General features: G+C 65.8%; 21 protein-coding genes. 10 read left to right on the top strand and 11 right to left on the bottom strand.

All coding sequences use genetic code 11. The annotated features are described in order from the left end of the window. Window positions 1–101 precede the first annotated feature (101 nt). The 3 genes from ACRAQ3_RS06550 to ACRAQ3_RS06560 form a co-directional block, all read right to left on the bottom strand. Window positions 102–554, bottom strand: coding sequence for a response regulator (locus ACRAQ3_RS06550; RefSeq protein ID WP_432256088.1), 453 nt, complete (start codon window positions 552–554; stop codon window positions 102–104). A 484-nt stretch (window positions 555–1,038) separates the two neighbouring features. Beyond that, window positions 1,039–1,380, bottom strand: coding sequence for a helix-turn-helix domain-containing protein (locus ACRAQ3_RS06555; RefSeq protein ID WP_432256089.1), 342 nt, complete (start codon window positions 1,378–1,380; stop codon window positions 1,039–1,041). A gap of 217 nt (window positions 1,381–1,597) precedes the next feature. Continuing rightward, entirely contained in the window at window positions 1,598–2,797 is a 1,200-nt protein-coding gene (locus tag ACRAQ3_RS06560) for a tyrosine-type recombinase/integrase (RefSeq protein WP_432256090.1), read from the bottom strand. Between the two features lie 188 nt (window positions 2,798–2,985). Between ACRAQ3_RS06560 and tig the strand changes: the two genes are divergently transcribed. Next, window positions 2,986–4,314 carry a trigger factor gene (gene tig / locus ACRAQ3_RS06565; protein ID WP_432256091.1) on the top strand — a complete coding sequence of 443 codons (1,329 nt, stop codon included), beginning with the start codon at window positions 2,986–2,988 and terminating at the stop codon, window positions 4,312–4,314. 81 nt (window positions 4,315–4,395) lie between these two features. Here the strand turns inward: tig and ACRAQ3_RS06570 are convergent, their stop codons facing one another. After that, window positions 4,396–4,893, bottom strand: coding sequence for a lactoylglutathione lyase family protein (locus ACRAQ3_RS06570; RefSeq protein ID WP_269398107.1), 498 nt, complete (start codon window positions 4,891–4,893; stop codon window positions 4,396–4,398). Window positions 4,894–4,992: 99 nt separating this feature from the next. On the opposite strand from ACRAQ3_RS06570, the gene ACRAQ3_RS06575 reads away from it, so the two are divergent. Then, complete coding sequence (locus tag ACRAQ3_RS06575; RefSeq protein ID WP_432256092.1) at window positions 4,993–5,889, top strand: LysR family transcriptional regulator; 897 nt, start codon at window positions 4,993–4,995, stop codon at window positions 5,887–5,889. Window positions 5,890–5,958: 69 nt separating this feature from the next. On the opposite strand, the gene ACRAQ3_RS06580 is transcribed toward ACRAQ3_RS06575, so the two are convergent. Continuing rightward, on the bottom strand, window positions 5,959–6,531 hold the full coding sequence (locus tag ACRAQ3_RS06580) for a YcbK family protein (protein ID WP_085897455.1): 573 nt from the start codon (window positions 6,529–6,531) through the stop codon (window positions 5,959–5,961). Between the two features lie 317 nt (window positions 6,532–6,848). Between ACRAQ3_RS06580 and ACRAQ3_RS06585 the strand changes: the two genes are divergently transcribed. The 4 genes from ACRAQ3_RS06585 to ACRAQ3_RS06600 all read left to right on the top strand — a co-directional run bounded on the left by ACRAQ3_RS06585 (window position 6,849) and on the right by ACRAQ3_RS06600 (window position 11,131). Beyond that, the gene (locus ACRAQ3_RS06585; RefSeq protein WP_432256093.1) at window positions 6,849–8,468 is read left to right on the top strand and encodes a L,D-transpeptidase family protein; all 1,620 of its coding nucleotides are present in this window, start codon (window positions 6,849–6,851) and stop codon (window positions 8,466–8,468) included. Window positions 8,469–8,495: 27 nt separating this feature from the next. Beyond that, entirely contained in the window at window positions 8,496–9,566 is a 1,071-nt protein-coding gene (locus ACRAQ3_RS06590) for a UDP-3-O-(3-hydroxymyristoyl)glucosamine N-acyltransferase (protein ID WP_432256094.1), read from the top strand. A gap of 81 nt (window positions 9,567–9,647) precedes the next feature. Beyond that, complete coding sequence (locus ACRAQ3_RS06595; protein ID WP_085897452.1) at window positions 9,648–9,914, top strand: acyl carrier protein; 267 nt, start codon at window positions 9,648–9,650, stop codon at window positions 9,912–9,914. Beyond that, complete coding sequence (locus tag ACRAQ3_RS06600) at window positions 9,911–11,131, top strand: beta-ketoacyl-[acyl-carrier-protein] synthase family protein (protein WP_432256095.1); 1,221 nt, start codon at window positions 9,911–9,913, stop codon at window positions 11,129–11,131. The genes ACRAQ3_RS06595 and ACRAQ3_RS06600 overlap by 4 nt, the downstream gene beginning before the upstream one ends. A 76-nt stretch (window positions 11,132–11,207) precedes the next feature. Here ACRAQ3_RS06600 and ACRAQ3_RS06605 read toward each other — a convergent pair whose 3' ends face one another. Next, window positions 11,208–11,933 carry an invasion associated locus B family protein gene (locus ACRAQ3_RS06605; RefSeq protein ID WP_432256096.1) on the bottom strand — a complete coding sequence of 242 codons (726 nt, stop codon included), beginning with the start codon at window positions 11,931–11,933 and terminating at the stop codon, window positions 11,208–11,210. Window positions 11,934–12,452: 519 nt separating this feature from the next. Between ACRAQ3_RS06605 and ACRAQ3_RS06610 the strand changes: the two genes are divergently transcribed. Further along, window positions 12,453–12,878 (top strand): hypothetical protein, encoded by a 426-nt coding sequence (locus ACRAQ3_RS06610; RefSeq protein WP_269398113.1) that lies wholly within the window; start codon window positions 12,453–12,455, stop codon window positions 12,876–12,878. Window positions 12,879–12,946: 68 nt separating this feature from the next. Here the strand turns inward: ACRAQ3_RS06610 and ACRAQ3_RS06615 are convergent, their stop codons facing one another. From ACRAQ3_RS06615 to ACRAQ3_RS06630, 4 genes are read right to left on the bottom strand one after another with little or no spacing between them, the layout of a single operon-like run. Further along, entirely contained in the window at window positions 12,947–14,254 is a 1,308-nt protein-coding gene (locus ACRAQ3_RS06615; protein ID WP_269398114.1) for an HlyC/CorC family transporter, read from the bottom strand. Between the two features lie 55 nt (window positions 14,255–14,309). Next, a complete protein-coding gene (locus ACRAQ3_RS06620) occupies window positions 14,310–15,251 on the bottom strand; it encodes a tyrosine recombinase (protein ID WP_432256097.1) in 942 nt (313 codons plus the stop codon). A 20-nt stretch (window positions 15,252–15,271) separates the two neighbouring features. Next, window positions 15,272–16,825 carry a hypothetical protein gene (locus ACRAQ3_RS06625; RefSeq protein WP_432256098.1) on the bottom strand — a complete coding sequence of 518 codons (1,554 nt, stop codon included), beginning with the start codon at window positions 16,823–16,825 and terminating at the stop codon, window positions 15,272–15,274. Then, window positions 16,822–16,992: a hypothetical protein gene (locus tag ACRAQ3_RS06630; RefSeq protein WP_165761491.1), complete on the bottom strand. Its 171-nt coding sequence runs from the start codon at window positions 16,990–16,992 to the stop codon at window positions 16,822–16,824. The genes ACRAQ3_RS06625 and ACRAQ3_RS06630 overlap by 4 nt, the downstream gene beginning before the upstream one ends. Window positions 16,993–17,134: 142 nt before the next feature. Here ACRAQ3_RS06630 and ACRAQ3_RS06635 point away from each other — a divergent pair, with 142 nt between their 5' ends. The 3 genes from ACRAQ3_RS06635 (at window position 17,135) to ACRAQ3_RS06645 (ending at window position 19,653) form a co-directional block, all read left to right on the top strand. Then, entirely contained in the window at window positions 17,135–17,719 is a 585-nt protein-coding gene (locus tag ACRAQ3_RS06635; protein ID WP_269398116.1) for a shikimate kinase, read from the top strand. After that, on the top strand, window positions 17,716–18,849 hold the full coding sequence (gene aroB, locus ACRAQ3_RS06640) for a 3-dehydroquinate synthase (RefSeq protein WP_432256099.1): 1,134 nt from the start codon (window positions 17,716–17,718) through the stop codon (window positions 18,847–18,849). Before ACRAQ3_RS06635 ends, aroB begins: the two co-directional genes overlap by 4 nt. 189 nt (window positions 18,850–19,038) lie before the next feature. Beyond that, the gene (locus ACRAQ3_RS06645) at window positions 19,039–19,653 is read left to right on the top strand and encodes an outer membrane protein (protein ID WP_269398118.1); all 615 of its coding nucleotides are present in this window, start codon (window positions 19,039–19,041) and stop codon (window positions 19,651–19,653) included. Between the two features lie 53 nt (window positions 19,654–19,706). Here the strand turns inward: ACRAQ3_RS06645 and ACRAQ3_RS06650 are convergent, their stop codons facing one another. After that, window positions 19,707–20,924: a pyridoxal phosphate-dependent aminotransferase gene (locus tag ACRAQ3_RS06650; RefSeq protein ID WP_432256100.1), complete on the bottom strand. Its 1,218-nt coding sequence runs from the start codon at window positions 20,922–20,924 to the stop codon at window positions 19,707–19,709. Between the last annotated feature and the right edge of the window lie 30 nt (window positions 20,925–20,954).

Raw genomic sequence — 20,954 nt, forward strand, 5'->3', positions numbered from 1 at the left:
AAGCTCTGGCCCTACTGATGAAAAACCGTGTCTTCGTCTTAGACACTTCGCACTAGTACAAGTATTAATCTAAAGTTTACCTGGGGGCAAGTATACCCTATTCAGAGGGATAGGCTGATCTGTTTTAGAATAGCATTCCTGATTTCTTGGGGACTCGACGGTTTTGGGCAGAAGATGGAGCCAGGAAATCTTTGCTCGTAGCCGACTTTGTCGGGATGGCCTGAGTGAAACACAACTGGAACTCCCATGCTTTGGAGCGTCGCAGCCAAGGGGTCGATCTCTGCGTCGCCTAGAGATACATCCAGAACCGCGAGGTCCGGCGGTACAGTTCCCAGCGCACGTGTGGCTTGAGCGACGCTTGAGTAGGGACCATGTATATCATGACCAAGTTCCTCGAGGTGCTCATGGAGATCTATCGCTATAAGAATTTCGTCTTCAACTATCATAATCAATGCCATCAATCTTCCAATCTTAGCCGACAACACATGTTGTGGTTGGTCTGCCTGATCAGCGAGCTCGGCTTGTGAACCAATTTCGTTGGCAGTATTTGACATGCTCCCATAGACGGCAGATCTAGTGCCGGGCTGCGGTAAGTAACTGTTACCAGAGGTTTCTTCGTTGACTGGTGTTACCCTACGTGACAGTCATGTCAAAAAGCGATTTTGCGCAATTATGTTCATTTTTGGTTGAATTAGTAGGCACAAGTTCGTCAAATGGTTGTATTTTGGCGCTCGGACAACTTGGGCGTGAGTGCGCTTCGACACAAGTTGATGTTGCAACATCGAAGTTCAATCAGCACCCCAATATGAGTAGGTGAAGACTGAAACCGGTGGATGCTGAGTAAAACATCCTTCGCTTGATTGCTGCTTACAAACACTACCCGGAAAGTTGATGGGCGTATGGCGAATGCCTGCTTAGTCTAGGGAGCAGCCGGGAGTACCAGTCTATCACTCACCCTTGCTACCGCCCGCTGGTCATCCCGGCGGGCGGTACTTATGTGAAAAAATGCGAGACTGAACTGGGGCAGCGCTTCGATCTCTATCTCGACATGCTCCGCGCAAGGCTCAGTATTGCTTTTTGTTCGGCTTCTGTTAACGTCGAAAATACATGCAGCATTTCAGCAGTCATGCGATCTATTGATGGGGATGCGGGTGCCTCGGGCAGGTTCTCGCTTTCGAAGAAGTAGCTCAGGGGTCTATCGAGTGCTCGGGCGATTTCCCACAACCGAGACGCGCTGACCCGGTTCGCGGCTGTTTCGTATTTCTGGATCTGCTGGAATTTGCAGCCGGCGACCTCACCCAACTGCGATTGCGTCATGCCCTTAAACCAGCGTGCTTGGCGGATCCGGCTGCCAACAATCTTGTCGACGGGATGAGGCATGGGAGTGGCTCCGAATTAGTGTAGGATTAAGCTACCGCTTATTGCACGCTCGTCAGTACCACGGGAGGCAATTGTGTATAGATATGCATGCCTTACGCTACGTTGCGCGTCGGGTGTAGGCCTGAACAACGTCCTGATGCGAGTGAGGCTCGACCTGTGGGGGATGCTCGCAGCCACTTTGTCACGATGAGGGCGGTGCAGCTGCATCTTTGACCGCTCAGTGGCATCCGCGGAGCGGGACCACATTCTCAACCGTGACCCCTGTGACGTAATCGGCCCATGCCTGCATCACTGGCCGACGGCGCTCAAGCAAGTCTGATCGAGCGTATGCGCGCTCGACTTTGTTCCCGATCGTGTGGGCAAGGATCTTCTCGGAGACCTCCCAGCTGCAGGCATCCGTGTCCTGAACCCAGCTGCGGAAGCTGGACCGGAAGCCGTGCGGGCGCCCGGCTTCGCCGACATGCGTAAGGCGCTTCTCAAGCGCGGTGGACGAGATCGGTGTGCCTCTCGCGCCTGGGAACAGCAGACCGTTATCGGCGAAGGGCTCGGCCTCGCGGACGATCGCCATCGCGGCATCCGATAGAGGCACGCGGAATTCCTCGACCCGTCCCTCGCGGCCTTTCATGCGCTCAGCCGGTACCGTCCAGATACCGTCCTCGATCTCATCGACCCGGGCGCCGGCACATCCGTCGAGGCGGACCAGCGTCAGGAGCATGAACCGGAGGCACGCGTCGCTGACGGCGCCCTTATGGAGTCGTTCCCATAGCGCCGGGATGTCCTGCCAAGGCGTCGAGACGATCGGCGTCTCTTTGTGGATGACTTCGCCCAGCCGGTACTTCGCTTGGTCGACGGCGAACGGGTCGCACTCGTAGCCCATCAGCCGCGCTTCGGTGAAGACGCGTTTCGTCCGGTGGACCGCCTTGATCGCGGTTGGGTGTTTGGTGCGCCAGATGGGCGCTAGGGCGCGGTGGACGTCCGTCTGCCGGATCTCGGACATGCGGATGCGGCCGATTGCCGGGATGATGTATCCCTCGAGGGGCGATAGCCACCGGCCGCGCTTTCCGTCGCCGCGCAGTCCGGCGCGCCGCGCTTCGAAAACGATCGCTACCATTTCAGCGAAGGTAGGGTCCGTGCGGCTCCGCTCGGCGAGCTCGGCTTCGCGCTGGGCATCGCGTTCCTCGATCGGGTCCTGTCCGCCTGCCAGCACAGCCGCCCACCGGTCGCGTTCCTTGCGCGCGTCGGCAAGGCTGACAGTCGGCCAGCTGCCCAGCCCCATTTCGCGGCGGCGCCCGAGGTGAGAGTATCGGTAGACCCACTTTCCAGTGTCGATGCTCTTGTCGAGCCTGAGGCCACCGCCGTCCTGCATCTTGCCTGGACCGGCGCGCTTGATCGCCACGGCCGTCAACTTCCGCTGCATCTCAGTCCCCCAACTAGTCCCCCACTCGACCTCGCGCTGCCCTGCTTCCGACCGCGCCGCCGTGCGACAGTTTCCGCTTTAATTTATTCGGCCGATATGGCAAGTGCGCGTCAAAGTGCGGCCGTATGCGACACCGAGGGGGTGCCCTTCACCCGCACCAAGAAACACGACTGAGAAAAGGACGACAGATGCAGGTCACCGAGACCCTCAACGACGGCCTCAAGCGCGGCTACAAGATCACGCTGCCCGCCGCCGAACTGGACGCCAAGGTCCAGGAAAAGCTGGTCGAAGCCCAGCCCGAGGTCGCCATGAAGGGCTTCCGCAAGGGCAAGGTGCCGCTGTCGCTGCTGAAAAAGCAGTTCGGCCCGCGGGTGCTCGGCGAAGCCATGCAGGAGAGCATCGACGGTGCGCTGTCGAACCACCTCGAGGAAAGCGGCGATCGCCCGGCGATGCAGCCCGAGGTGAAGATGGCCAATGACGACTGGAAGGAAGGCGACGACGTCGAAGTCACCGTCTCCTACGAGAAGCTGCCCGAGATCCCCGAGACCGATTTCTCCGACATCTCGATCGAGCGGCTGAAGGTCTCGGCCGACGATGCCGCGATCGACGAGGCGCTGGGCAACCTCGCCGAGACCGCGCAGAACTTCGAGGACAAGGACGGCGCGGCCGAAGAGGGCGATCAGGTCGTGATCGACTTCACCGGCAAGATCGACGGCGAAGCCTTCGAGGGCGGCGCTGCCGAGGACTATCCGCTGGTGCTCGGCTCGAACTCCTTCATCCCCGGCTTCGAGGATGGCCTCAAGGGCGTGAAGGCCGGCGACGAGAAGAACGTCGAGGTCAACTTCCCCGAGGACTACCAGGCCCAGAATCTCGCCGGCAAAGCCGCGGTGTTCGAGTGCAAGGTCAAGGCGGTGAAGGCCCCGCAGAAGGCCGAGATCGACGACGAGCTCGCGAAGAAGTTCGGCGCCGAGGATCTCGCCGCGCTGAAGGCGCAGATCGCCGAGCGTCTCGAGGCCGAGTATTCGGGTGCCTCGCGTGCTGTCGCCAAGCGCAAGCTGCTCGACATCCTCGACGAGAAGGTCTCGTTCGACCTGCCGCCGTCGCTCGTCGAGGCCGAGGCGAACCAGATCGCGCATCAGCTCTACCACGAGGAGCACCCCGAGGATCACGGCCACGACCACGGCAAGATCGAGCCGACCGAAGAGCACACAAAGCTCGCCGAGCGTCGCGTGAAGCTTGGCCTGTTGCTGGCCGAGATCGGCCAGAAGGCCGATGTGAAGGTCACCGATCAGGAGCTGACGCAGGCGATCCTCAACCAGGCGCGCCAGTATCGTGGCCAGGAGCGGCAGTTCTTCGAATTCGTGCAGAACAACCCGCAGATGCGCCAGCAGATCCAGGCCCCGATCTTCGAGGACAAGGTCATCGACCATATCTTCGAGCAGGCCAAGGTCGAGGAGAAAGAAGTCTCCAAGGACGATCTGCAAAAGGCCGTCGAGGCGCTCGACGACGAGGCCTAAGTCTCTCGATCGGACCCGGACTAGAAAAGGGCCGCCCCATGGGGGCGGCCCTTGCCGTTTCCGCGCCCGATGCCGGGCGCCTCAGCTATAGGCGCCGGCCGAGTAGGTCAGCTCGTAGCTGTGGCTGTAGACCTCGAACACGATGCCGAACGGATCCTCGACGTAGCACATGCGGTAGGGCTTTTCGCCCGGGAAGTATTCGCGGATCGGCATCCGCTGCTTGCCGCCGGCGGCGACGATCCGTTCGACCAAGCCTTCGACATCCGGGTCCTGGATCGCGAAGTGAAAGGTGCCGTGACGGCGGAAATCGAGATTGTCATCGGGGGCGCGGTTGCCATCCATTTCGAACAGCTCGAGCCCGATCCGGTCGGCCGTGGCCATATGTGCGATCCGCAGCCGATTCCAGCCGGGCCCGAACACGTCCGTGCACATGCGGCCGATATCGCTGTCATCCTCGACCACTTCGGTCGGCTCCATGATCACGTAAAGGCCGAGTACATCACGGTAGAAGGTCAGCGCGGCGTCGAGATCCGGCACCGACAAGCCGATATGCGAAAAGCTTCTGGGATAGGGCGTCATTCATCTCTCCATCGAAAGGCATGAAAGGTAGTTAGGCTTGTCCAGAGCGCTTTAAAAATTATCATTCGAGATGATTTTGATAACACATAGTGATGATGCATGCTGAATGCGCTTTGGCTGGAGACCTTCGCCATATTGGCCGAGACCGGGCATTTCACCCGTGCCGCCGCCCGGCTGAACATGACCCAGCCGGGTGTGTCGCAGCATCTTCGCAAGCTCGAAGCCCAGATCGGGCGGCCCTTGTTGAGCCGACATGGAAAGGGGTTCACGCTGACACCCGCCGGGGAGGCGGTGTTCGACATGGCCCGCGCGCGGCGCGAGGAGGAGCGCCAGCTGCGCGAAGCCATCCGCGCCGATGATCCGGAGGCGGGCGAGGTGGCGGTGGCCTGTTCCGGCAGCTTTGCCATGGCTCTGCAGCCCGCCTTCTGGTCGCTGCTGAGCGCCGCGCCGCAACTTCGCCTGCGGCTCGAGGCCATGCCGCAGCGGGGCGTGATCGACGGCGTCGCCGAGGGACGGTTCGATCTCGGCGTAGTCGATCACGAGCCCGGCGATCCCCGGCTGGAGGCTGAGCGGATCGGCCGCGAGGCGTTGTGCCTCCTGTTGCCTGCCGGGGTCACAGATACCCGTTTCGGGGCATTGGAGGAGCTGGGATTCATCGCCCATCCCGATGGATGGCTTTATGCCGAAGAGCTGTTTTCCCTGAATTACCCTACGGAGTTCCGGGGTGCCGAACAGCTTGCCGTGCGGGCTTTCCTCAACCAGATCGGTCAGATCCCGGCGCCGGTCGCGCAGGGTGTCGGCTATACCTTGCTGCCGCGCAGCGGGTACGAGGCATTCGTTGATCGCGACCGCATCGCCGTGGCGGAACTGGACCGCCCGCGACATCGCGATCTGTGGCTGCTGCGCCGCCGGGGCCGGGAGTTGCCGGCCCGGGTCGAACGGGTCGCCAAGCTGGTCACCGAGGTCGCGGCGCGGCTCGAAGCCGCGGAGGGCTGAAACGAAGAAGGCGCCCCGAACGGGACGCCCCTTCAAACCTGTGCAGCAGGTCCAGAAACTCGAGTTGGCTCAGCTGCCCCAGCTGCGGACCGGGCCGCAGTCCATGTGGACGAAGTTCGAGCCGGAATACTTGCCGACGCCGCCCGCCTTGCAGGCGGCTGCCGCGCGCGCCATCTGGCTCACCGAACGGCCCGAGAGCCGCAGGTCGGCCGCCTGGCCCTTGAGGTGAAGCGAGTTCTTGGCGACGCCGGAGGAGCGGCTGCGCAGCATCGCGTTGGTGGCCGGCGAGCGGTAGCCCGACAGCAGCATGTAGGGTTCGTTGACTTCGAGAAGGCTGTGGCTGGCGGCCATGATGTCGACGGTCCGGGTGTCGATATCCATCATCTGGTTGTTGCGCCAGTCGCGCATGAAGACGTTGATCTCGCGGATCGCCTCGGCGATGTACTCGCCCTCGATCCAGTAGATCGTGTCGATCTTTTCGCCGGTCCGCTCCGAATACATCGAAAGCCTGCGCACATCGCCCGCGCGCCTCAGAAAGCCGGCCGCATTCGAGTAGGTGGGTGCTGCGGTGACTGCCGTGGCCGCGAACGCGCCAAGGAGACCGCGGCGGGTCATGCCCGCCGAGCGAATTTTATCAATCATGTGAGCGCCTGTCCCGTCGCTTACCTGTGGGCCCGCATTTTCACGGACATTTTTTTGCCATCCATCCCCAGATGCAGGCCCTCTATCGCACGGGAGGACGACTCGACCAAGTGTGGTTATCGGATAACATGGTGAAGAAAGCCCCAATCGGCGGGAACTTGCGCAAATGCCGCTCGGTTGAGCCCCGGTTCGGTCGATTTGCTGCGCTTTTGCCACGCCGCAGGGCTCTTATCGACGAACCGATGGCCGGACAGAATGCCGGTGCCTATGTCTTCCCAGAGGTCCTGTCCGGATCCGTCCCGAACCCACGGTGTCTAATGTTGCCCCTGTCCCGCCCCTCCTTCGTGACCCGTCTGCGCCACCTGATCCTGCCCATCGGTATCACGTTGAGTGTCATGCAGCCCACTGCCGGACAGGCCCAGGTCAGCGTGTTCCGGCAGGCCGTAGCCGAGAGTGTCGCCGGCCAGTCCGATCTCGCGTCCAGCTACAGGGCGCGTGGCTTTACGGGCATCTGGACCGGTGCCGATGCCGCCGCGATCGCCCGGCGCAACGCCTTGCTGGCGGTACTGTCCGATGCCGACGCGCATGGCCTGCCGGCGTCGCGCTATGATCCGGAAGGTCTGATCCGCAAGCTCCGCGCCGCACGAAGCGCCGAGGACCGCGCCGCGATGGATGTCGAGCTGACCCGGGTCTTCCTGCGGTACGCGCGGGATGTGCAAAGCGGCATGCTCGAGCCCGGTCGCGTGGTCGAGCTGATCCGCCGCGAGGTGCCGCTGCGTGATCCTGCAGAGACGCTGGCGAGCTTTCTCGAAGCCGATCCCGTGGCCTTCCTGCGAGACCTTGCGCCGGCATCGCCGGAATATGGCCGTTTGATGCGGGCCCGCGCCGAACTGCAGCGCGCCTTGGACGCAGGTGGCTGGGGCGCGCGGCTCTCCGAGGCCAAGATCGAGGCCGGTGACAGTGGCGCCGATGTCGTGGCACTGCGCGACCGGCTGATCGCCATGGGCCATCTGGCTACTACGAGCAGCGCGGTCATGGACGAGACGCTCGTCGCGGCGGTCCGGGATTTCCAGAGCCGCAACGGCCTCCTGGTCGATGGCGTCGTCGGGCCGGGGACACGCGCCGAACTCAACCGCTCGGTCGAGGAACGGTTGCAGTCCGTGCTGGTCGCGATGGAGCGCGAGCGCTGGACCAACATGGAGCGCGGGGAACGCCATGTGCTGGTGAACCTCACCGATTTCAGCGCTACCATCATCGACGACGGCCGCGAAACCTTCCGCACGGCCTCGGTGATCGGCGCGGAAGTGCCCGACCGCCAAACGCCAGAATTCTCGGACGTCATGGAATACATGGTGATCAATCCGAGCTGGTACGTGCCGCGCTCCATCGTGGTGGGCGAATACCTGCCGCAGCTCAAGCGCAACCGCCACGCCGCGAGCCAGATCCTGATCACCGACCGGTCGGGTCGGGAAATCAGCCGCAATTCGATCGATTTCTCGCGCTACAACGAGCGCAATTTTCCCTTCTCGATGCGCCAGCCCCCCTCCAATTCGAATGCGCTGGGACTGGTGAAATTCCTGTTTCCCAACCGCTACAACATCTACCTGCACGACACGCCGGCCAAGTCGCTGTTCGGGCGCGAGCGCCGCGCCTTCAGCCATGGCTGCGTGCGGCTGAGCGAACCGTTCGATTTCGCCTATGCGCTGCTGGCCGCGCAGGAGGAGGATCCGGTCGGCTTCTTCCAGTCTCGCCTCGCCACGGGGCGCGAGACGCGGGTAGACCTCGAGGCGCCGGTGCCAGTGCATCTGATCTACCGCACGGCCTTTACCGACGAGGAGGGGCGGCTGCATTTCCGCCGCGACGTCTACGAGCGGGACGCCGCGATCTGGACGGCGCTGGCCCGCGAAGGGGTGGCGATCTCGCGCCCCGCAAGCTAGATCCCTCGAAAACCCGAGGGGACCGTCATGGATTTTACGCTGAGCGAGATCGCCACCGCGCTGAACGCCGAGCTTCAGGGCGATGGCAGCCTGCGTGTCACCGGTGCCGCCGAACCCGGACAGGCGGGCGAGGACGACCTCGCGCTGGCGATGTCACCCAAATGGGCCGAGGCGCTGCAACAGGGACGCGCGCGTGCCGCGCTGGTCTGGCCCGGGGCCGACTGGCGCGAGATGGGGTTGGCGGGCGCCATCGTCGCCCCGCGTGGCCGTCTCGCCATGGCGGGCCTGACCCAGCTTCTCGATGCCCCCGGGGCCGAGACCGGCATTCATCCTTCCGCGGTGGTCGACGCTTCCGCCGAGATCGGCGAAGGGGTCTTCGTCGGTCCGCTGACGGTGATCGGCGCGGGCGCAGTGATCGGCCCGAACTGCCGGATCATGGCACAGGCGTCGATCGGGCCCGGTGTGCGGCTGGGGCAGGGCGCACTCATCCATTCGGGCGCACGGCTGGGGCGCAACGTGGTGGCGGGCGACCGGCTCATCGTGCAGCCGAATGCGGTGATCGGTGGCGACGGGTTCTCCTTCGTCACCGAAAGCGAAAGCCACGTCGAATCCGCGCGTGCCGAGCTGGGACAGGGCAAGGTTTCACAAGAGGCCGATCCGACCTGGCATCGGATCCACAGCCTCGGCTCGGTGATCCTCGGCGACGATGTCGAGATCGGCGCCTGTGCCACGATCGATGCGGGTACGATCCGCCCGACCCGCGTGGGCAATGGCTCCAAGATCGACAACCTCGTGCAGGTCGGCCACAACTGCGTGATCGGCGACCACTGTCTGCTATGCGGTCACGTCGGACTTGCCGGCTCGGTGAACATCGGCGACCGGTCGGTGCTCGGTGGCAAGGTGGGCGTGTCCGACAATCTCAATATCGGAGCCGACGTCGTGCTCACCGGCGGTTCGATCGTATTGTCGAACGTGCCCGCCGGGCGTGTGATGATGGGCTATCCCGCCACCAAGATCGACAGCCAGGTCGAAAGCTACAAGGCGCTGCGCCGACTGCCGCGGCTGATGCGTGATCTCGCGGCATCTCGCAAGGGCTGATACCGGCGCTTCATGGTTTCAATGCGGCGTCGCAGCGATTAGATCGGGGTGAGGAGAAGCACTGTAGGGGATGCGGGTCGGATGGAATTGCGCGACAAGGTGATTGCGATCATCGCCGAGCAGGCAATGCTCGAGCCGGGCGACGTATCGCTCGACAACAGCCCGGCCGATCTCGGAATCGACAGCCTCGGTCTGGTGGAGAGCATCTTCGCGATCGAGGAGACCTTCGACATCTCGGTGCCGTTCAACGCCAATGCGCCCGAGGAAAGCGAGTTCGACATTTCCTCGGTCGCCGCCATCGTCGCGGCTGTGGAGCGTCTCGTTCAAAAGCAGCACGCCAGCGCATGACCGGCGGCGCCCGACGCGTCGTCATCACCGGCGCCGGAACCATCAACAGTCTCGGCCACGATGTGCCCTCGACCTTGGAGGCGATGCGCGAGGGTCGCTGCGGCATCGGTCCGCTCGATCTGCGGGACGTCGAGCGGCTGTCGGTCCAGATCGGCGGACAGGTAAAGGGCTATGACGAGCAGGCCCATTTCAACCGTCAGCAGATCGCCCTCTACGACCGCTTCACCCAGTTCACGCTGCTCGCCGCGCGGCAGGCGATGGCGCAGTCCGGCATCAACTTCTCCGACGAGGAGAGCGAGATGTCCGGCGTGGTGCTCGGCACCGCAGGCGGCGGCGTCAACACCTGGGACGAGAACTACCGCACCGTCTATGAAGAAGGAAAGAACCGGGTCCACCCCTTCGTCGTGCCGAAGCTGATGAACAACGCGGCCGCAAGCCATGTCAGCATGGAGTACAACCTGCGCGGCCCGAGCTTCACCGTGGCCACGGCCTGTTCCAGTTCGAACCATGCGATGGGCCTGGCCTTCCAGATGATCCGGTCGGGCATGTGCCGCGCGATGCTGACAGGCGGCTCCGAGGCGATGCTGTGCTTTGGCGGCGTGAAGGCATGGGAAGGGCTCAGGGTGATGTCCAAGGATGCCTGCCGCCCGTTCAGCGCCAACCGCAACGGAATGGTGCAGGGCGAGGGCGCGGCGGTGTTCGTGTTCGAGGAATATGAGCATGCCCGCGCGCGCGGTGCCGAGATCCTGTGCGAGGTGGCGGGCTTTGGCATGACCGCGGATGCGGCCGATATCGTCATGCCCTCGGCCCAGGGCGCCGAGCGGGCAATGCGGGGCGCAATGCGCGAGGCCGGGCTGGCGCCCGAGCAGATCGGTTACATCAACGCGCATGGCACCGGCACGGCGGCGAACGACAAGAGTGAATGCGCTTCGGTCTCGCATGTCTTCGGGCCAGCGGCCGACCGGCTGATGATCTCCTCGACCAAGTCGATGCATGGCCACCTGATCGGCGGCACCGGTGCGGTGGAGCTCCTGGCCTGCATCATGGCGCTGCGCGACGGCGTCATCGCGCCAACCATCGGTTACGAAGAGCCCGATCCGGAATGCGCGCTCGACGTGGTGCCGAACACGGCGCGCGAGGCGAAGGTGAGTGCGGTGTTGTCCAATGCCTTCGCCTTCGGCGGTCTTAACGCGGTGCTGGCGCTGCGCGCGGCCTGAACCCTGCCATCGAAAAGAGGAAAGGGCGCGGCCTCCGGGAGACCGCGCCCTTTCCATATTCGTTGCCCTTCTTGCGTTACTGCGCCCGGGCAGTGACGGCTCCGAAGCCCGCGGTGAAGCCGGACAGCGACATGTCGAGACGCACCTCCTGATCCGGCGCGGCGGCGGGGACGATGCGCAGCGTGCCGGCGCGACCGCCCTTGAAGGCGCCGAGCTGCTGGTCCGACAGGCCGAAGCGGGCGACGCAGCCCGCGCGGTTGCAGAAGCTGAACGGGTAACGCGCGGTCTGGCCGCTATCGACCGTGAGCGAGAGCTGCTCGGTGAGAAGGGTTTCCAGCGGCACCACGACGGTGACGCCTGCTGCGGCCTGCGCCTCGGCGGCCAGCGGCAGCACGGTGACTTCGGCCACGGCATTACCGTCACCATCCTCGAGCAGCTGGTAGAGCTGGCAGGGCTCGGCCTCGCCCTCGGCGACGCGCATGCAGCGCAGCGACCAGTCGCCATGGGTCTCGGCCACGTAGGGCTGGCCGGGGCGCTCGGTCCCGGCTTCGGCCGGGGCGGCGGGGGCCTGCGGGTCCGCCGGCGCGGCTGGCGACTCGGCCTGCGCGGGGGCCTCGGTCTCGGCGGGCGCGGCCGGAGTCGCGGGCGCTTCCGGCGCCGCGGGAGCCTCGGTCGAGGTCTCGGCTGGCGCCTCGGTGGTGGTGGTCCGGGTGTTCGCCGTCGCGGTTTCGTCCTGCGCGGCCAGCGGCGTGGAAAGGGCCAGCAGCGCGGCGCTGGCCAGAAGTGTCAGTCGGTTCGGCATGTCGCGATCCCGTTTGTCAGTGTCCGCGGGGGCTTAGCATGGCGTGGCGCGACTGTCAGGCGGGAAAGGGTCGGGAATCATGCGGGTTTCCGCCAAGATGAAAAAGGGGCCGCGACGCGACCCCCTTCCCATGTTCTCCCTGTCGGACTTGGCCGACTAATTGCCGGGACGCTACGAGAAGGCGATCCCGACGTCAACCGGTATCGCAGCGCAACCCCCGGGCGGGGCGCAAAAAAACCGCGCCCGAAGGCGCGGCAAGTCTGACAGGGAGGACGTCGGGCGACATGCCCGACACCTACATCATGCCACGGAATGGTTACCGGCGCTTTACGAGAATCGTGGCATGAGATGGATCGGCGCGACGGCTGTGTCCTCGGGGTCGAAACCGGTCGTCTTGCATCTCTGAGTGGCGCGTACGGAATAATACAAAACTGGAAAGGTAGCAGTGCTGACGGAACGGAAACAATAGTGTAACGTTTGCGCCACGGGAGTGAGGTTTTTCATAATGGGAGGTACCGCATGGATTCGAAGGTCGAGGAACTCTGGGCTTTGGAAAAGCGGCGCTGGCTCGATGGCGCCGAGTTCTACGAACGCCAGCTTGCCCCCGATGCCGCGATGGTCATTCCCTATCCGTCGGGGCTTCAGGACCGTGTCGCCGCGCTGAGCGGTCAGTGCCCGGCCCGGCAGTGGGAGGCAGTGGAGCTGCATGACCAGAGCGTCACCCGGCACGGCGAAACCGTTCTCCTGAGCTACCGCGTGGTGGCTTGGCGCGATTGCTGCCCCGAACCGCTGCGCGCCAGCTGCGCGTCCACCTATCTCGACGATGACGGCACCTGGTTGAGGCTTTCCCACGAGCGCGAGCCGCTCGATGTTGATGATACGAAGGGTAAGGTGTCCGTTCTCAAGCGCCCCACGCGCGTCGTCGCGCATCTTGGGGCCGCGTAAGGGATCTTTTCCGAAGCCCGAACTTCGAGGCCGGCTCGCATTCGCGAGCTGGCCTTATCCTTTTCGGCTCAGGCGGCGTCGAGTGGCCGGATCTTGAGCGTCGCGAGGCGGTTCTCCTCCTTCGCGATCACCTCGAAGCGGAACCCGTGGAAGCTGAACACCTGGCCTTCGGTCGGGATCATCTGCGCCTCGTGGATCACCAGTCCCGCGATGGTGTTGGCCTCCTCGTCGGGCAGGTTCCAGTCCTGTCGCCGGTTCAGGTCGCGGATCGTCATCGAGCCGTCGATCACGTAGGCGCCATCCTCGGTCATCGCGATCGGCTCTTCGCGCTCGGCGTCGAATTCGTCCGAGATCTCGCCGACGATCTCTTCGAGGATATCCTCCAGGGTGATCAGCCCGCGCAGCGCGCCATACTCGTCCACCACGAGGGCGAAATGCGTGTGCCGCTTGAGGAACTGGCGCATCTGATCGTCGAGCGTGGTGGTCTCGGGGATGAAATAGGGCGTCATCGCGACATCCATGATGTCGAAGCTCTCTAGCTCTGCGGTGTCCACCGCCCCGTCGGCCATCATCTTGTGCATGGCGCGCAGCAGGTCCTTGGCGTGCAGGATGCCGACGATGTTCTCCGGCTCGTCGCGATAGAGCGGCAGTCGCGTATGCGGGCTCTCCAGACAGAGCGTGAGGATCTCGGTGGCGGGCAGGTTGGCGTCGATCATCGCGATGTTGGAGCGATGCAGCATCACCTCCTCGACCGTGCGCTCGCCGAGATCCAGCGCACCGAGGATGCGGTCGCGATCCTCGCGGTCGACCACCCCCTCTTCATGGCCGAGCGACAGCGCGCCGGCGATTTCCTCGCGTACCGCCAACACCTTGGTGTCGGGGTCGGTGCGCACCCCGAACATCCGCAGGAGCGCGCGGACGAGCACCTGCACCGCCGAGACGACGGGCGCGAAGATCAGGATCACGAGGCCGATCGGTCGGGCGACACGGCTCGCGAAGGTTTCGGCGTTGGTGATCGCGTAGGTCTTGGGCAGCACTTCGGCGAAGATCAGCACCAGAAGCGTCATGACCAATGTGGCCGCCGCGACGCCGCTATCGCCGAAGACGCGGGTGAGAAGGGCGGTGGCCAGCGAGGTGGCGAGGATGTTGACGACATTGTTGCCAAGGAGCACCGAGCCGATCAGCCGCTCGTTATCCTCGGTGACATGCAGCGCCTGCGCCGCGCCCTTGGAACCGCGGTCTGCGGCGGAGCGCAGCTTGCCGCGCGAAGCGGCGGTGAGTGCGGTCTCCGAGCCCGAGAAAAAGGCCGAGGCCACCAGCAGGAGAAGGATCGCGACGCTGGTGATCCAGAAAGCGGCGTCTAGGGCGGTGTCCATGGGGTCCTTCGCGAAATGATTGATCCCCTGAGTTATGGACGAGAGGGGCGCTTGTTCAACCCTTGCCGGGCGGGACTTGTCGCGGAGCGGCCCGGGCCAGGGGGTGGTGTTCGTGCACCAGCGCGCTCAATCGCTCGCTTTGGACATGTGTGTAGATCTCGGTGGTGGACAGATCCGCGTGGCCAAGCAACGCTTGGATCGCCCGCAGATCGGCACCGCCCGCCAGCAAATGGCTGGCAAAGGCATGGCGCAGCACGTGCGGCGTCACCTGATCGGGCGAAAGACCGGCGGCGATCGCCAGTTCCTTGACCATCACGAAAAAGCTCTGGCGCGTCAGGTGCCCGTTGCGGCCGCGCGCCGGAAACAGGAATTTCGAAGCGGGCTTGCCAGCGGCGCTGGCCGCCGCCTCGGCTTCGTCGCGCCGGGCCAGCCAGGCCGCGACGGCGGCGCGGGCGGGGCGGGACAGCGGCACCATGCGCTCGCGCCCGCCCTTGCCGCGCACCAGCAGCATCTCGGGATCGCCGCGCAGAGACGCCACCGGCAGGCTCACGAGTTCGGAGACGCGCAGGCCCGTGGCGTATAGCAGCTCCATCAGGCAAGTGGCGCGCAACGGATCGCGCGGGTGGTCGCGGGCGGCCAGGAGCAGCGCCTCCACCTCCTCGCGCGACAGCGTGCCGGGCAGGCGGCGGCTGCGCCCCGGCCCCTTGAGACGGATCGCCGGATTGTCCTCGCGCCAGCCTTCCTCGAAGGCGAAACGGTAGAGCTGTCGGATCGATGAGAGCCGTCTCGCCCGGGTCGCGGCCGAAAGCCCCTCGGCCTCGCAGGAAACGAGGTAGTCCTCGACCATCGCCTGCGTGGCCGTGGCGAAATGCGCGTCGCGATACGCCAGCCAGCCCGAGAAATCCGACAGGTCGCGGCCATAGGCGAGAAGCGTGTTGCGGGCGGCGTCTAGCTCGGCGGCCTGCGCCTCCAGAAAGGCGGAGATCCAATGGGCCATCGGCATAGACGCCGCATCGCTCACGCGTCGCGCTCCAGGATGAGCATCTGCAGTGCGATGCGGCGCGCCGGGTCCTCGAGCCCGACCGCGCGCAGCGCCGCCAGGCCCTCGCTCAGCGCGCCGGTGTCGCCGGCCCGGCCCTCGTCGATCAAGGAGATCGCCCGCAGGATCACCTCGCCGACCCGGCCTTCATCGATCATCTGCACCAGCGCCTCGGACGGCTGCTCCGCCTCGAACCCGTTCAAAAGCGCCAGCGCGATCGGGTCGTCCTCGGGGGCGAGGTCGGATCGCGTCCCTTCGGGCAGGCCGCGTGCCAAGGCGACGAGCATCTCCTCCTCCGCGTCGCGCGCCTCGTGTTCCAACGCCACGGCCTCGTAGTCAGGACCGAGCAGGCCGATGGTGAAGGCGGTTTCGGCAACGTCCTTTGGCAGGTCCAACTCGGCGATCTGCGGGCCGAAATGCTGGGCGAAGGCCGTGCCGAGGCGCGCCTCGCGCATGATCTCCCAGACCTCCGGCAATTTCTCGGCTACGGCCATCGCGTCGGCCTTTCGCAGCGCGGCGTCAAAGGCCTGGACGGCGCTCGCGCGGTCCCAGATTCCGCCGGATGCGGCCGGCACCCGGTCGGTATAGATGCCGAACAGCCGCGCCGGCTCGATGGCACCGTGCCGCGCCAGCCGCTCCGCCGCCTCGATCTGAGCGCGCCACGCCTTGGTCTGACGCAGATCCGCGTGGCTGAAGGCGCGGGGCAGGGAGCCGGAGGGCATCGCCTCGCCGACCGCTTCGCGCAGACGATAGACCAGCGGCGTCACACGTTCGGGCTCTGCCAGCGGCGGCTCGCCCTCATAGAGATCGGGGTCGAGAAAACGCGACAGCATCGCGTCCTCGGCATCGGTCACCTCGCCCAGCGCGCGGGCGGAGTTCAGCGTCAGGGCCGCCGCCTGCCAGTCGCCGTCACGGGCAAGACAGAAGATCTGCGCGGGGCGGGTGGGGGCGATGGTCGGCTTGTTGCGCATCGCGTGGCAGGCTTGGGTTTCCTCGCCTGTGAGCAGCGCGGTGTCGAACCAGCGCCGGAAGCGGTCCGGATCGTCGGGACCGGCCTCGACCAGCATCTCTGCCGCAGGTTCGAGAGCGCCCATTTCGAGCAGCCGGTCGATCCGGGCGAGGAACAGGGTGCCGCGGGCATCGGCATCCACGGGCGGGTCGGCCTCGGCGACCATCAGGAGCCGCATGAGCTGTTCGATGGCGGGCAGGGTGTCGAGCTTCTGCGCGGCGATCAGCGCCGCCAGTCGCTCCTGCTCGCTGGCCGACCACAGCCCGCGCGGCAGCCCCGAAATGCGTGGCGCGACGAGGCCGACCGAGTCCGGCGAACGCGAATCGAGCGGCTGCACCGAGACCTGCGGCGCGGCCGCGCTTTCGGCCACGGGCGGCTCGACCGTCGGAGCGGGGGGCGGATTGGGGGCGACGGAACGCGACAGCCAGTCGATCGCCGACAGCGGTTCTCCGCCGGTCTCGGCATCCTGTGCCAGCAGCGGCTGACCCAGAACCAGCGCGAGAAGGAGGCCCGCCTTCCTCACCGCCCGATCTCGATGGTGACGGGCTTCACCACCTCCGACACAGGGGCCGCGAAATCGGCGGGGAACAGCATCGGCCCCACATAGGCGTAGGCCAGCAGGCCCAGAGCCGCCAGCACCACGAGGATCAACGCCGCCTTCACCAGCGCCCAGATCAGTCGTCTCAACATCCCGCTCGTCCTCTTGCCCCGGGTCACGGGCGGCCGCGCGCCGCCTCTTACGAGCGATTCATAACTGGTCTTTCGGCCGAGATCACGTCATTCAGGGCAGGAATTTGCGAGGGCCCGCAGGTCGGGCCGCGACGGGGGCATTATGGCGGCAGGAAAGGCGCGCAGGAGCGGTGACGGCAGCGCGATGCGTTTGCGCCGGCCGGTGGTGCTGGTCGGCATGATGGGCTCCGGCAAGACCGCGATCGGCCGCGCCCTCTCGGCCCGGCTCGGCTGCGGCTTCGTCGACAGCGACACGGCCATCGAAGAGGCCGCCAAGTGCTCCATCGCCGAAATCTTCGCGCGCGACGGCGAAGCGTTCTTTCGGGCCCGCGAGAGCGAGGTGCTGGAACGGTTGCTCGAGGCCGGACCACGCGTCGTTTCGACCGGCGGCGGTGCGTTTCTTGCTCCACGCAATCGCGACGCGATCGCGGCGCGGGGCGCCGCGCTCTGGCTCGACGCGGATCTCGACCTGCTCTGGGAGCGGGTCCGTCACAAATCCACCCGGCCGCTGCTGCGCACCCCCGACCCGCGCGGCACGCTGTCCCGGCTGCTCGACGAGCGGCGCCCGATCTATGCCGAGGCGCCAATGCGCCTCGTCGCCCGGCCCGGCGATTCGATCGAGGTCACGACCGACCGTGTGATCGAGACGCTCGCGCAGCGGCCCGATATACTGGAGACCCGCCCATGACCGCTTTCGCCACCGCCTCGCGCATCGCCACGGTTCGCGTCGATCTGCCGGGCCGTGCCTATGACATCCATGTCGGGGCCGGGCTCGTGGCGCAGGCCGGGCAACGGTTCAAGCCGCTGCTGCGGCGCCGGCGGGTCGCGATCATCACCGACGAAACCGTGGCGCGGGGGCATCTGGGCGCGCTTGAGGCGGGGCTCGCGGTCGAGGGAATCGAGTCGGTCAGTCTCGCGCTGCCGCCGGGCGAGGGCACCAAGTCCTGGGAAGGGCTGGCCCGTGCCACCGAATGGCTGATCGAGGAGCGGGTCGAACGCGGCGATCTGGTCGTGGCCTTCGGTGGCGGCGTGATCGGTGATCTCGCGGGCTTCGCCGCGGCCATCACCCGGCGCGGCATCCGCTTCGCGCAGATCCCGACCACCCTGCTGGCGCAGGTCGACAGCTCGGTCGGTGGCAAGACCGGCATCAACACAGCGCAGGGCAAGAACCTTGCCGGGGCCTTTCATCAGCCGGTCATGGTGCTCGCCGACATCTCCCTTCTCGACACGTTGCCCGAGCGCGAATTCCTCTCGGGCTATGGCGAAGTGGTGAAATACGGCCTGCTGGGCGACGCGGCCTTCTTCGAATGGCTGGAGGCCAATGGTGCCAGCCTGCGCGACGGTGACGCCGCGGCACGGCTCGAGGCGGTGCGCCGGTCCTGCAAGATGAAGGCCGAGATCGTGATGCGCGACGAAACCGAGCAGGGGGACCGGGCGCTGCTCAATCTCGGCCATACCTTCTGCCACGCGCTCGAGGCGGCGACGGGCTATTCCGACCGGCTCCGGCATGGCGAAGGCGTGGCGATCGGCTGCGCGCTGGCCTTCGACCTGTCCGCCCGGCTCGGGCTCTGCGCGCAGGAAGACCCGTCCCGGGTCCGCGCGCATCTGGCAGAAATGGGCATGCGCGCCGATCTCAGGGCGATTCCCGGCGATCTGCCACCGGCCGAAGCGCTGCTCGGGCTGATGCGGCAGGACAAGAAGGTGCGGGACGGCAAGCTGCGCTTCGTGTTGGCGCGCGGTATCGGTCAAGCCTTCGTCACCTCCGACGTGCAACCTGAGGCAGTGCTCGGGGTACTGCGCGACAGCGCCCGGCACTGATCCGCCCAGAACCTCAGCAGGGTTCCGCCGATCGGCTGCGACAGGGCTGTGCATTTTTCTGCAATGGGCTCGAACTTCCGCTTCGTTCATGTGTTCTAGGCCGGACGCGCCGGACATTTTCCGGCCGTTCGCCTTGGACGCCACCTCCCAAACACGTGCGTCCGGGGACAGAAGGAACAGGAGCTACAAATGAAATTCTCGACTTCCTCCCTCGCCGTTGTTCTCGGCCTCGCAGCTGCCCCCGCCTTTGCCGGCGGTCTGGCCATGCCCGTCGCCGACCCCGTCGCCCCCGCGGCCCCCGTGGCCGTCGCCCCCGTCGTCGCGCCCAGCGCCGACTGGACCGGCTTCTACGCCGGTGGCCAGCTCGGCTACGGCCAGTCCGAGTCCGATGACCTCGGCTTCGACGAAGATGGCGCCGTCTATGGTGGCCAGGTCGGCTACAACTACGATTTCGGCCGCTTCGTGATGGGTGGCGAACTCTCCTATGTCGGCACCGAGATCGGTGACGAGGACGCCGGCGCCGAGATCGACGGCGTTGCCGCTGCCAAGCTGCGCGCCGGTTACGACGCGGGCGCCTTCATGCCCTACGTGACCGCCGGCTACGCCAGCGCCTACACCGCCGACGAAGTCGCCGGCGACGACCAGTTCGACGGCTACGTCTATGGTGCCGGCGTGGACTACAAGGTCACCGAGAACATCGTGGTGGGCGGCGAGATCCTCCAGCACGAGTTCGAGGATCTGGGCGAAACCGACAACGATCTCGACGCGACCACCGCCGCCGCGCGCGTGTCCTACCAGTTCTGATCCGGAACCGGCCCGGCGTCATGCCGGGCCGGCTTCGATCGGAACATGACCGTTCAGGCGGTCCGGGGGGTCGGTTCCGACCCCCTTTTTCGTGCCAGCTGCGCCGCGAGAGCCAGCAGTTCTCCCAAGGCATGCTCGAGCCGTGCATCGTCGACGGTGAGCGCGACCCGCACATGGCCCGCCGCCGCCCGTCCGAAGCTTTCGCCCGGCATCACGGCGATTTGCCGCTCCTCAAGCAGCCGATCGGCAAATCCCTCGCCGTCGAGGCCGGTCGCGCGGATGTCGAGAAAGGCGTACATCGCGCCCTGCATCGGCACCGCGCGCACCACCTGCTGCGCCGCCAGCAGCCGCGCCGCGATGTCACGCCGTCGCCGGAACGGCGCGGCCACCTCCGTCTCGAACCCCACGCCCATCCGCAGCGCCTCCAGCGCCGCGTCTTGGATGAAGCCGGGGATGCCGTAGGACATGTGAGTGGCAAGGTCCTCGAGCGCCGCGACCGCCTCGCCGGGTCCGACGATCCAGCCGACCCGGCTTCCGGTCATCGCATGGCCCTTGGACATCGATCCCACGACCAGGGTGCGCTTGGCCATGCCGGGCAGGGCGCGCGGGCTGATATGCTCGCCTTCCCAGACCTGACCCTCATAGACCTCGTCCGAGATCAGCCACAGGTCACGCCGCGTACAGAGTTCCGCGATCTCGGCCAGCGCCTCGCGCCCATAGACGGCGCCGGTGGGGTTGTTGGGTGTGTTGAGAAGCAACGAGCGCACCCGCCCGTCGAAGCCCTCGATCGCGGCCTCGATATCGGCCGTGCGCGGCACGAAGCCGTCGCGCGCGCGCGCTTCGACCGGGAGCGCCACCGCGCCCGCGCCGCGGATCGTGCCGGGATAGGTGGCGTAGTAGGGGTCGATGTAGAGCGCGCCGTCGCCGACATCGCAGGTCGCGTGGTGCGCCATGAACAACCCGGCCTGCCCGCCGGGCACGACGAGCACCTCCTCGGGGGTGGTCTCGATGCCGCTCTGAACCGTCACGCGCGCCGCGATCTCGGCGCGCAGATCGGGAATGCCAGGTACAGCGGCATAGCCGGTATGACCGCCGCGGGCCGCCGCATCCATGGCGTCGAGGATCCGCGGATCGGTGCGGATGTCATGCTCGCCGATGGTCAGCTCGATGACGGGGCGGCCTTGGGCGATCATCCGGCGGGCCTTGCGGAAAAGGTCCCAGCCATCCGAGCCGCCGCCGGTGATATGCGTGATGCGATGCGAAACTGTCATGGCGCCCAAAAGGCCGTGCGGATGCGGTGC

It is taken from the genome of Limimaricola sp. AA108-03, assembly GCF_050847355.1.
GTDB lineage: Bacteria > Pseudomonadota > Alphaproteobacteria > Rhodobacterales > Rhodobacteraceae > Limimaricola.

Excerpts from the sequence above, each read along its gene's own strand:
- ACRAQ3_RS06550 (WP_432256088.1), bottom strand. The coding sequence starts at position 554 with ATGTCAAATACTGCCAACGAAATTGGTTCACAAGCCGAGCTCGCTGAT.
- ACRAQ3_RS06555 (WP_432256089.1), bottom strand. The coding sequence starts at position 1,380 with ATGCCTCATCCCGTCGACAAGATTGTTGGCAGCCGGATCCGCCAAGCA.
- ACRAQ3_RS06560 (WP_432256090.1), bottom strand. The coding sequence starts at position 2,797 with ATGCAGCGGAAGTTGACGGCCGTGGCGATCAAGCGCGCCGGTCCAGGC.
- tig (WP_432256091.1), top strand. The coding sequence starts at position 2,986 with ATGCAGGTCACCGAGACCCTCAACGACGGCCTCAAGCGCGGCTACAAG.
- ACRAQ3_RS06570 (WP_269398107.1), bottom strand. The coding sequence starts at position 4,893 with ATGACGCCCTATCCCAGAAGCTTTTCGCATATCGGCTTGTCGGTGCCG.
- ACRAQ3_RS06575 (WP_432256092.1), top strand. The coding sequence starts at position 4,993 with ATGCTGAATGCGCTTTGGCTGGAGACCTTCGCCATATTGGCCGAGACC.
- ACRAQ3_RS06580 (WP_085897455.1), bottom strand. The coding sequence starts at position 6,531 with ATGATTGATAAAATTCGCTCGGCGGGCATGACCCGCCGCGGTCTCCTT.
- ACRAQ3_RS06585 (WP_432256093.1), top strand. The coding sequence starts at position 6,849 with ATGTTGCCCCTGTCCCGCCCCTCCTTCGTGACCCGTCTGCGCCACCTG.
- ACRAQ3_RS06590 (WP_432256094.1), top strand. The coding sequence starts at position 8,496 with ATGGATTTTACGCTGAGCGAGATCGCCACCGCGCTGAACGCCGAGCTT.
- ACRAQ3_RS06595 (WP_085897452.1), top strand. The coding sequence starts at position 9,648 with ATGGAATTGCGCGACAAGGTGATTGCGATCATCGCCGAGCAGGCAATG.
- ACRAQ3_RS06600 (WP_432256095.1), top strand. The coding sequence starts at position 9,911 with ATGACCGGCGGCGCCCGACGCGTCGTCATCACCGGCGCCGGAACCATC.
- ACRAQ3_RS06605 (WP_432256096.1), bottom strand. The coding sequence starts at position 11,933 with ATGCCGAACCGACTGACACTTCTGGCCAGCGCCGCGCTGCTGGCCCTT.
- ACRAQ3_RS06610 (WP_269398113.1), top strand. The coding sequence starts at position 12,453 with ATGGATTCGAAGGTCGAGGAACTCTGGGCTTTGGAAAAGCGGCGCTGG.
- ACRAQ3_RS06615 (WP_269398114.1), bottom strand. The coding sequence starts at position 14,254 with ATGGACACCGCCCTAGACGCCGCTTTCTGGATCACCAGCGTCGCGATC.
- ACRAQ3_RS06620 (WP_432256097.1), bottom strand. The coding sequence starts at position 15,251 with ATGGCCCATTGGATCTCCGCCTTTCTGGAGGCGCAGGCCGCCGAGCTA.
- ACRAQ3_RS06630 (WP_165761491.1), bottom strand. The coding sequence starts at position 16,992 with ATGTTGAGACGACTGATCTGGGCGCTGGTGAAGGCGGCGTTGATCCTC.
- ACRAQ3_RS06635 (WP_269398116.1), top strand. The coding sequence starts at position 17,135 with ATGGCGGCAGGAAAGGCGCGCAGGAGCGGTGACGGCAGCGCGATGCGT.
- aroB (WP_432256099.1), top strand. The coding sequence starts at position 17,716 with ATGACCGCTTTCGCCACCGCCTCGCGCATCGCCACGGTTCGCGTCGAT.
- ACRAQ3_RS06645 (WP_269398118.1), top strand. The coding sequence starts at position 19,039 with ATGAAATTCTCGACTTCCTCCCTCGCCGTTGTTCTCGGCCTCGCAGCT.
- ACRAQ3_RS06650 (WP_432256100.1), bottom strand. The coding sequence starts at position 20,924 with ATGACAGTTTCGCATCGCATCACGCATATCACCGGCGGCGGCTCGGAT.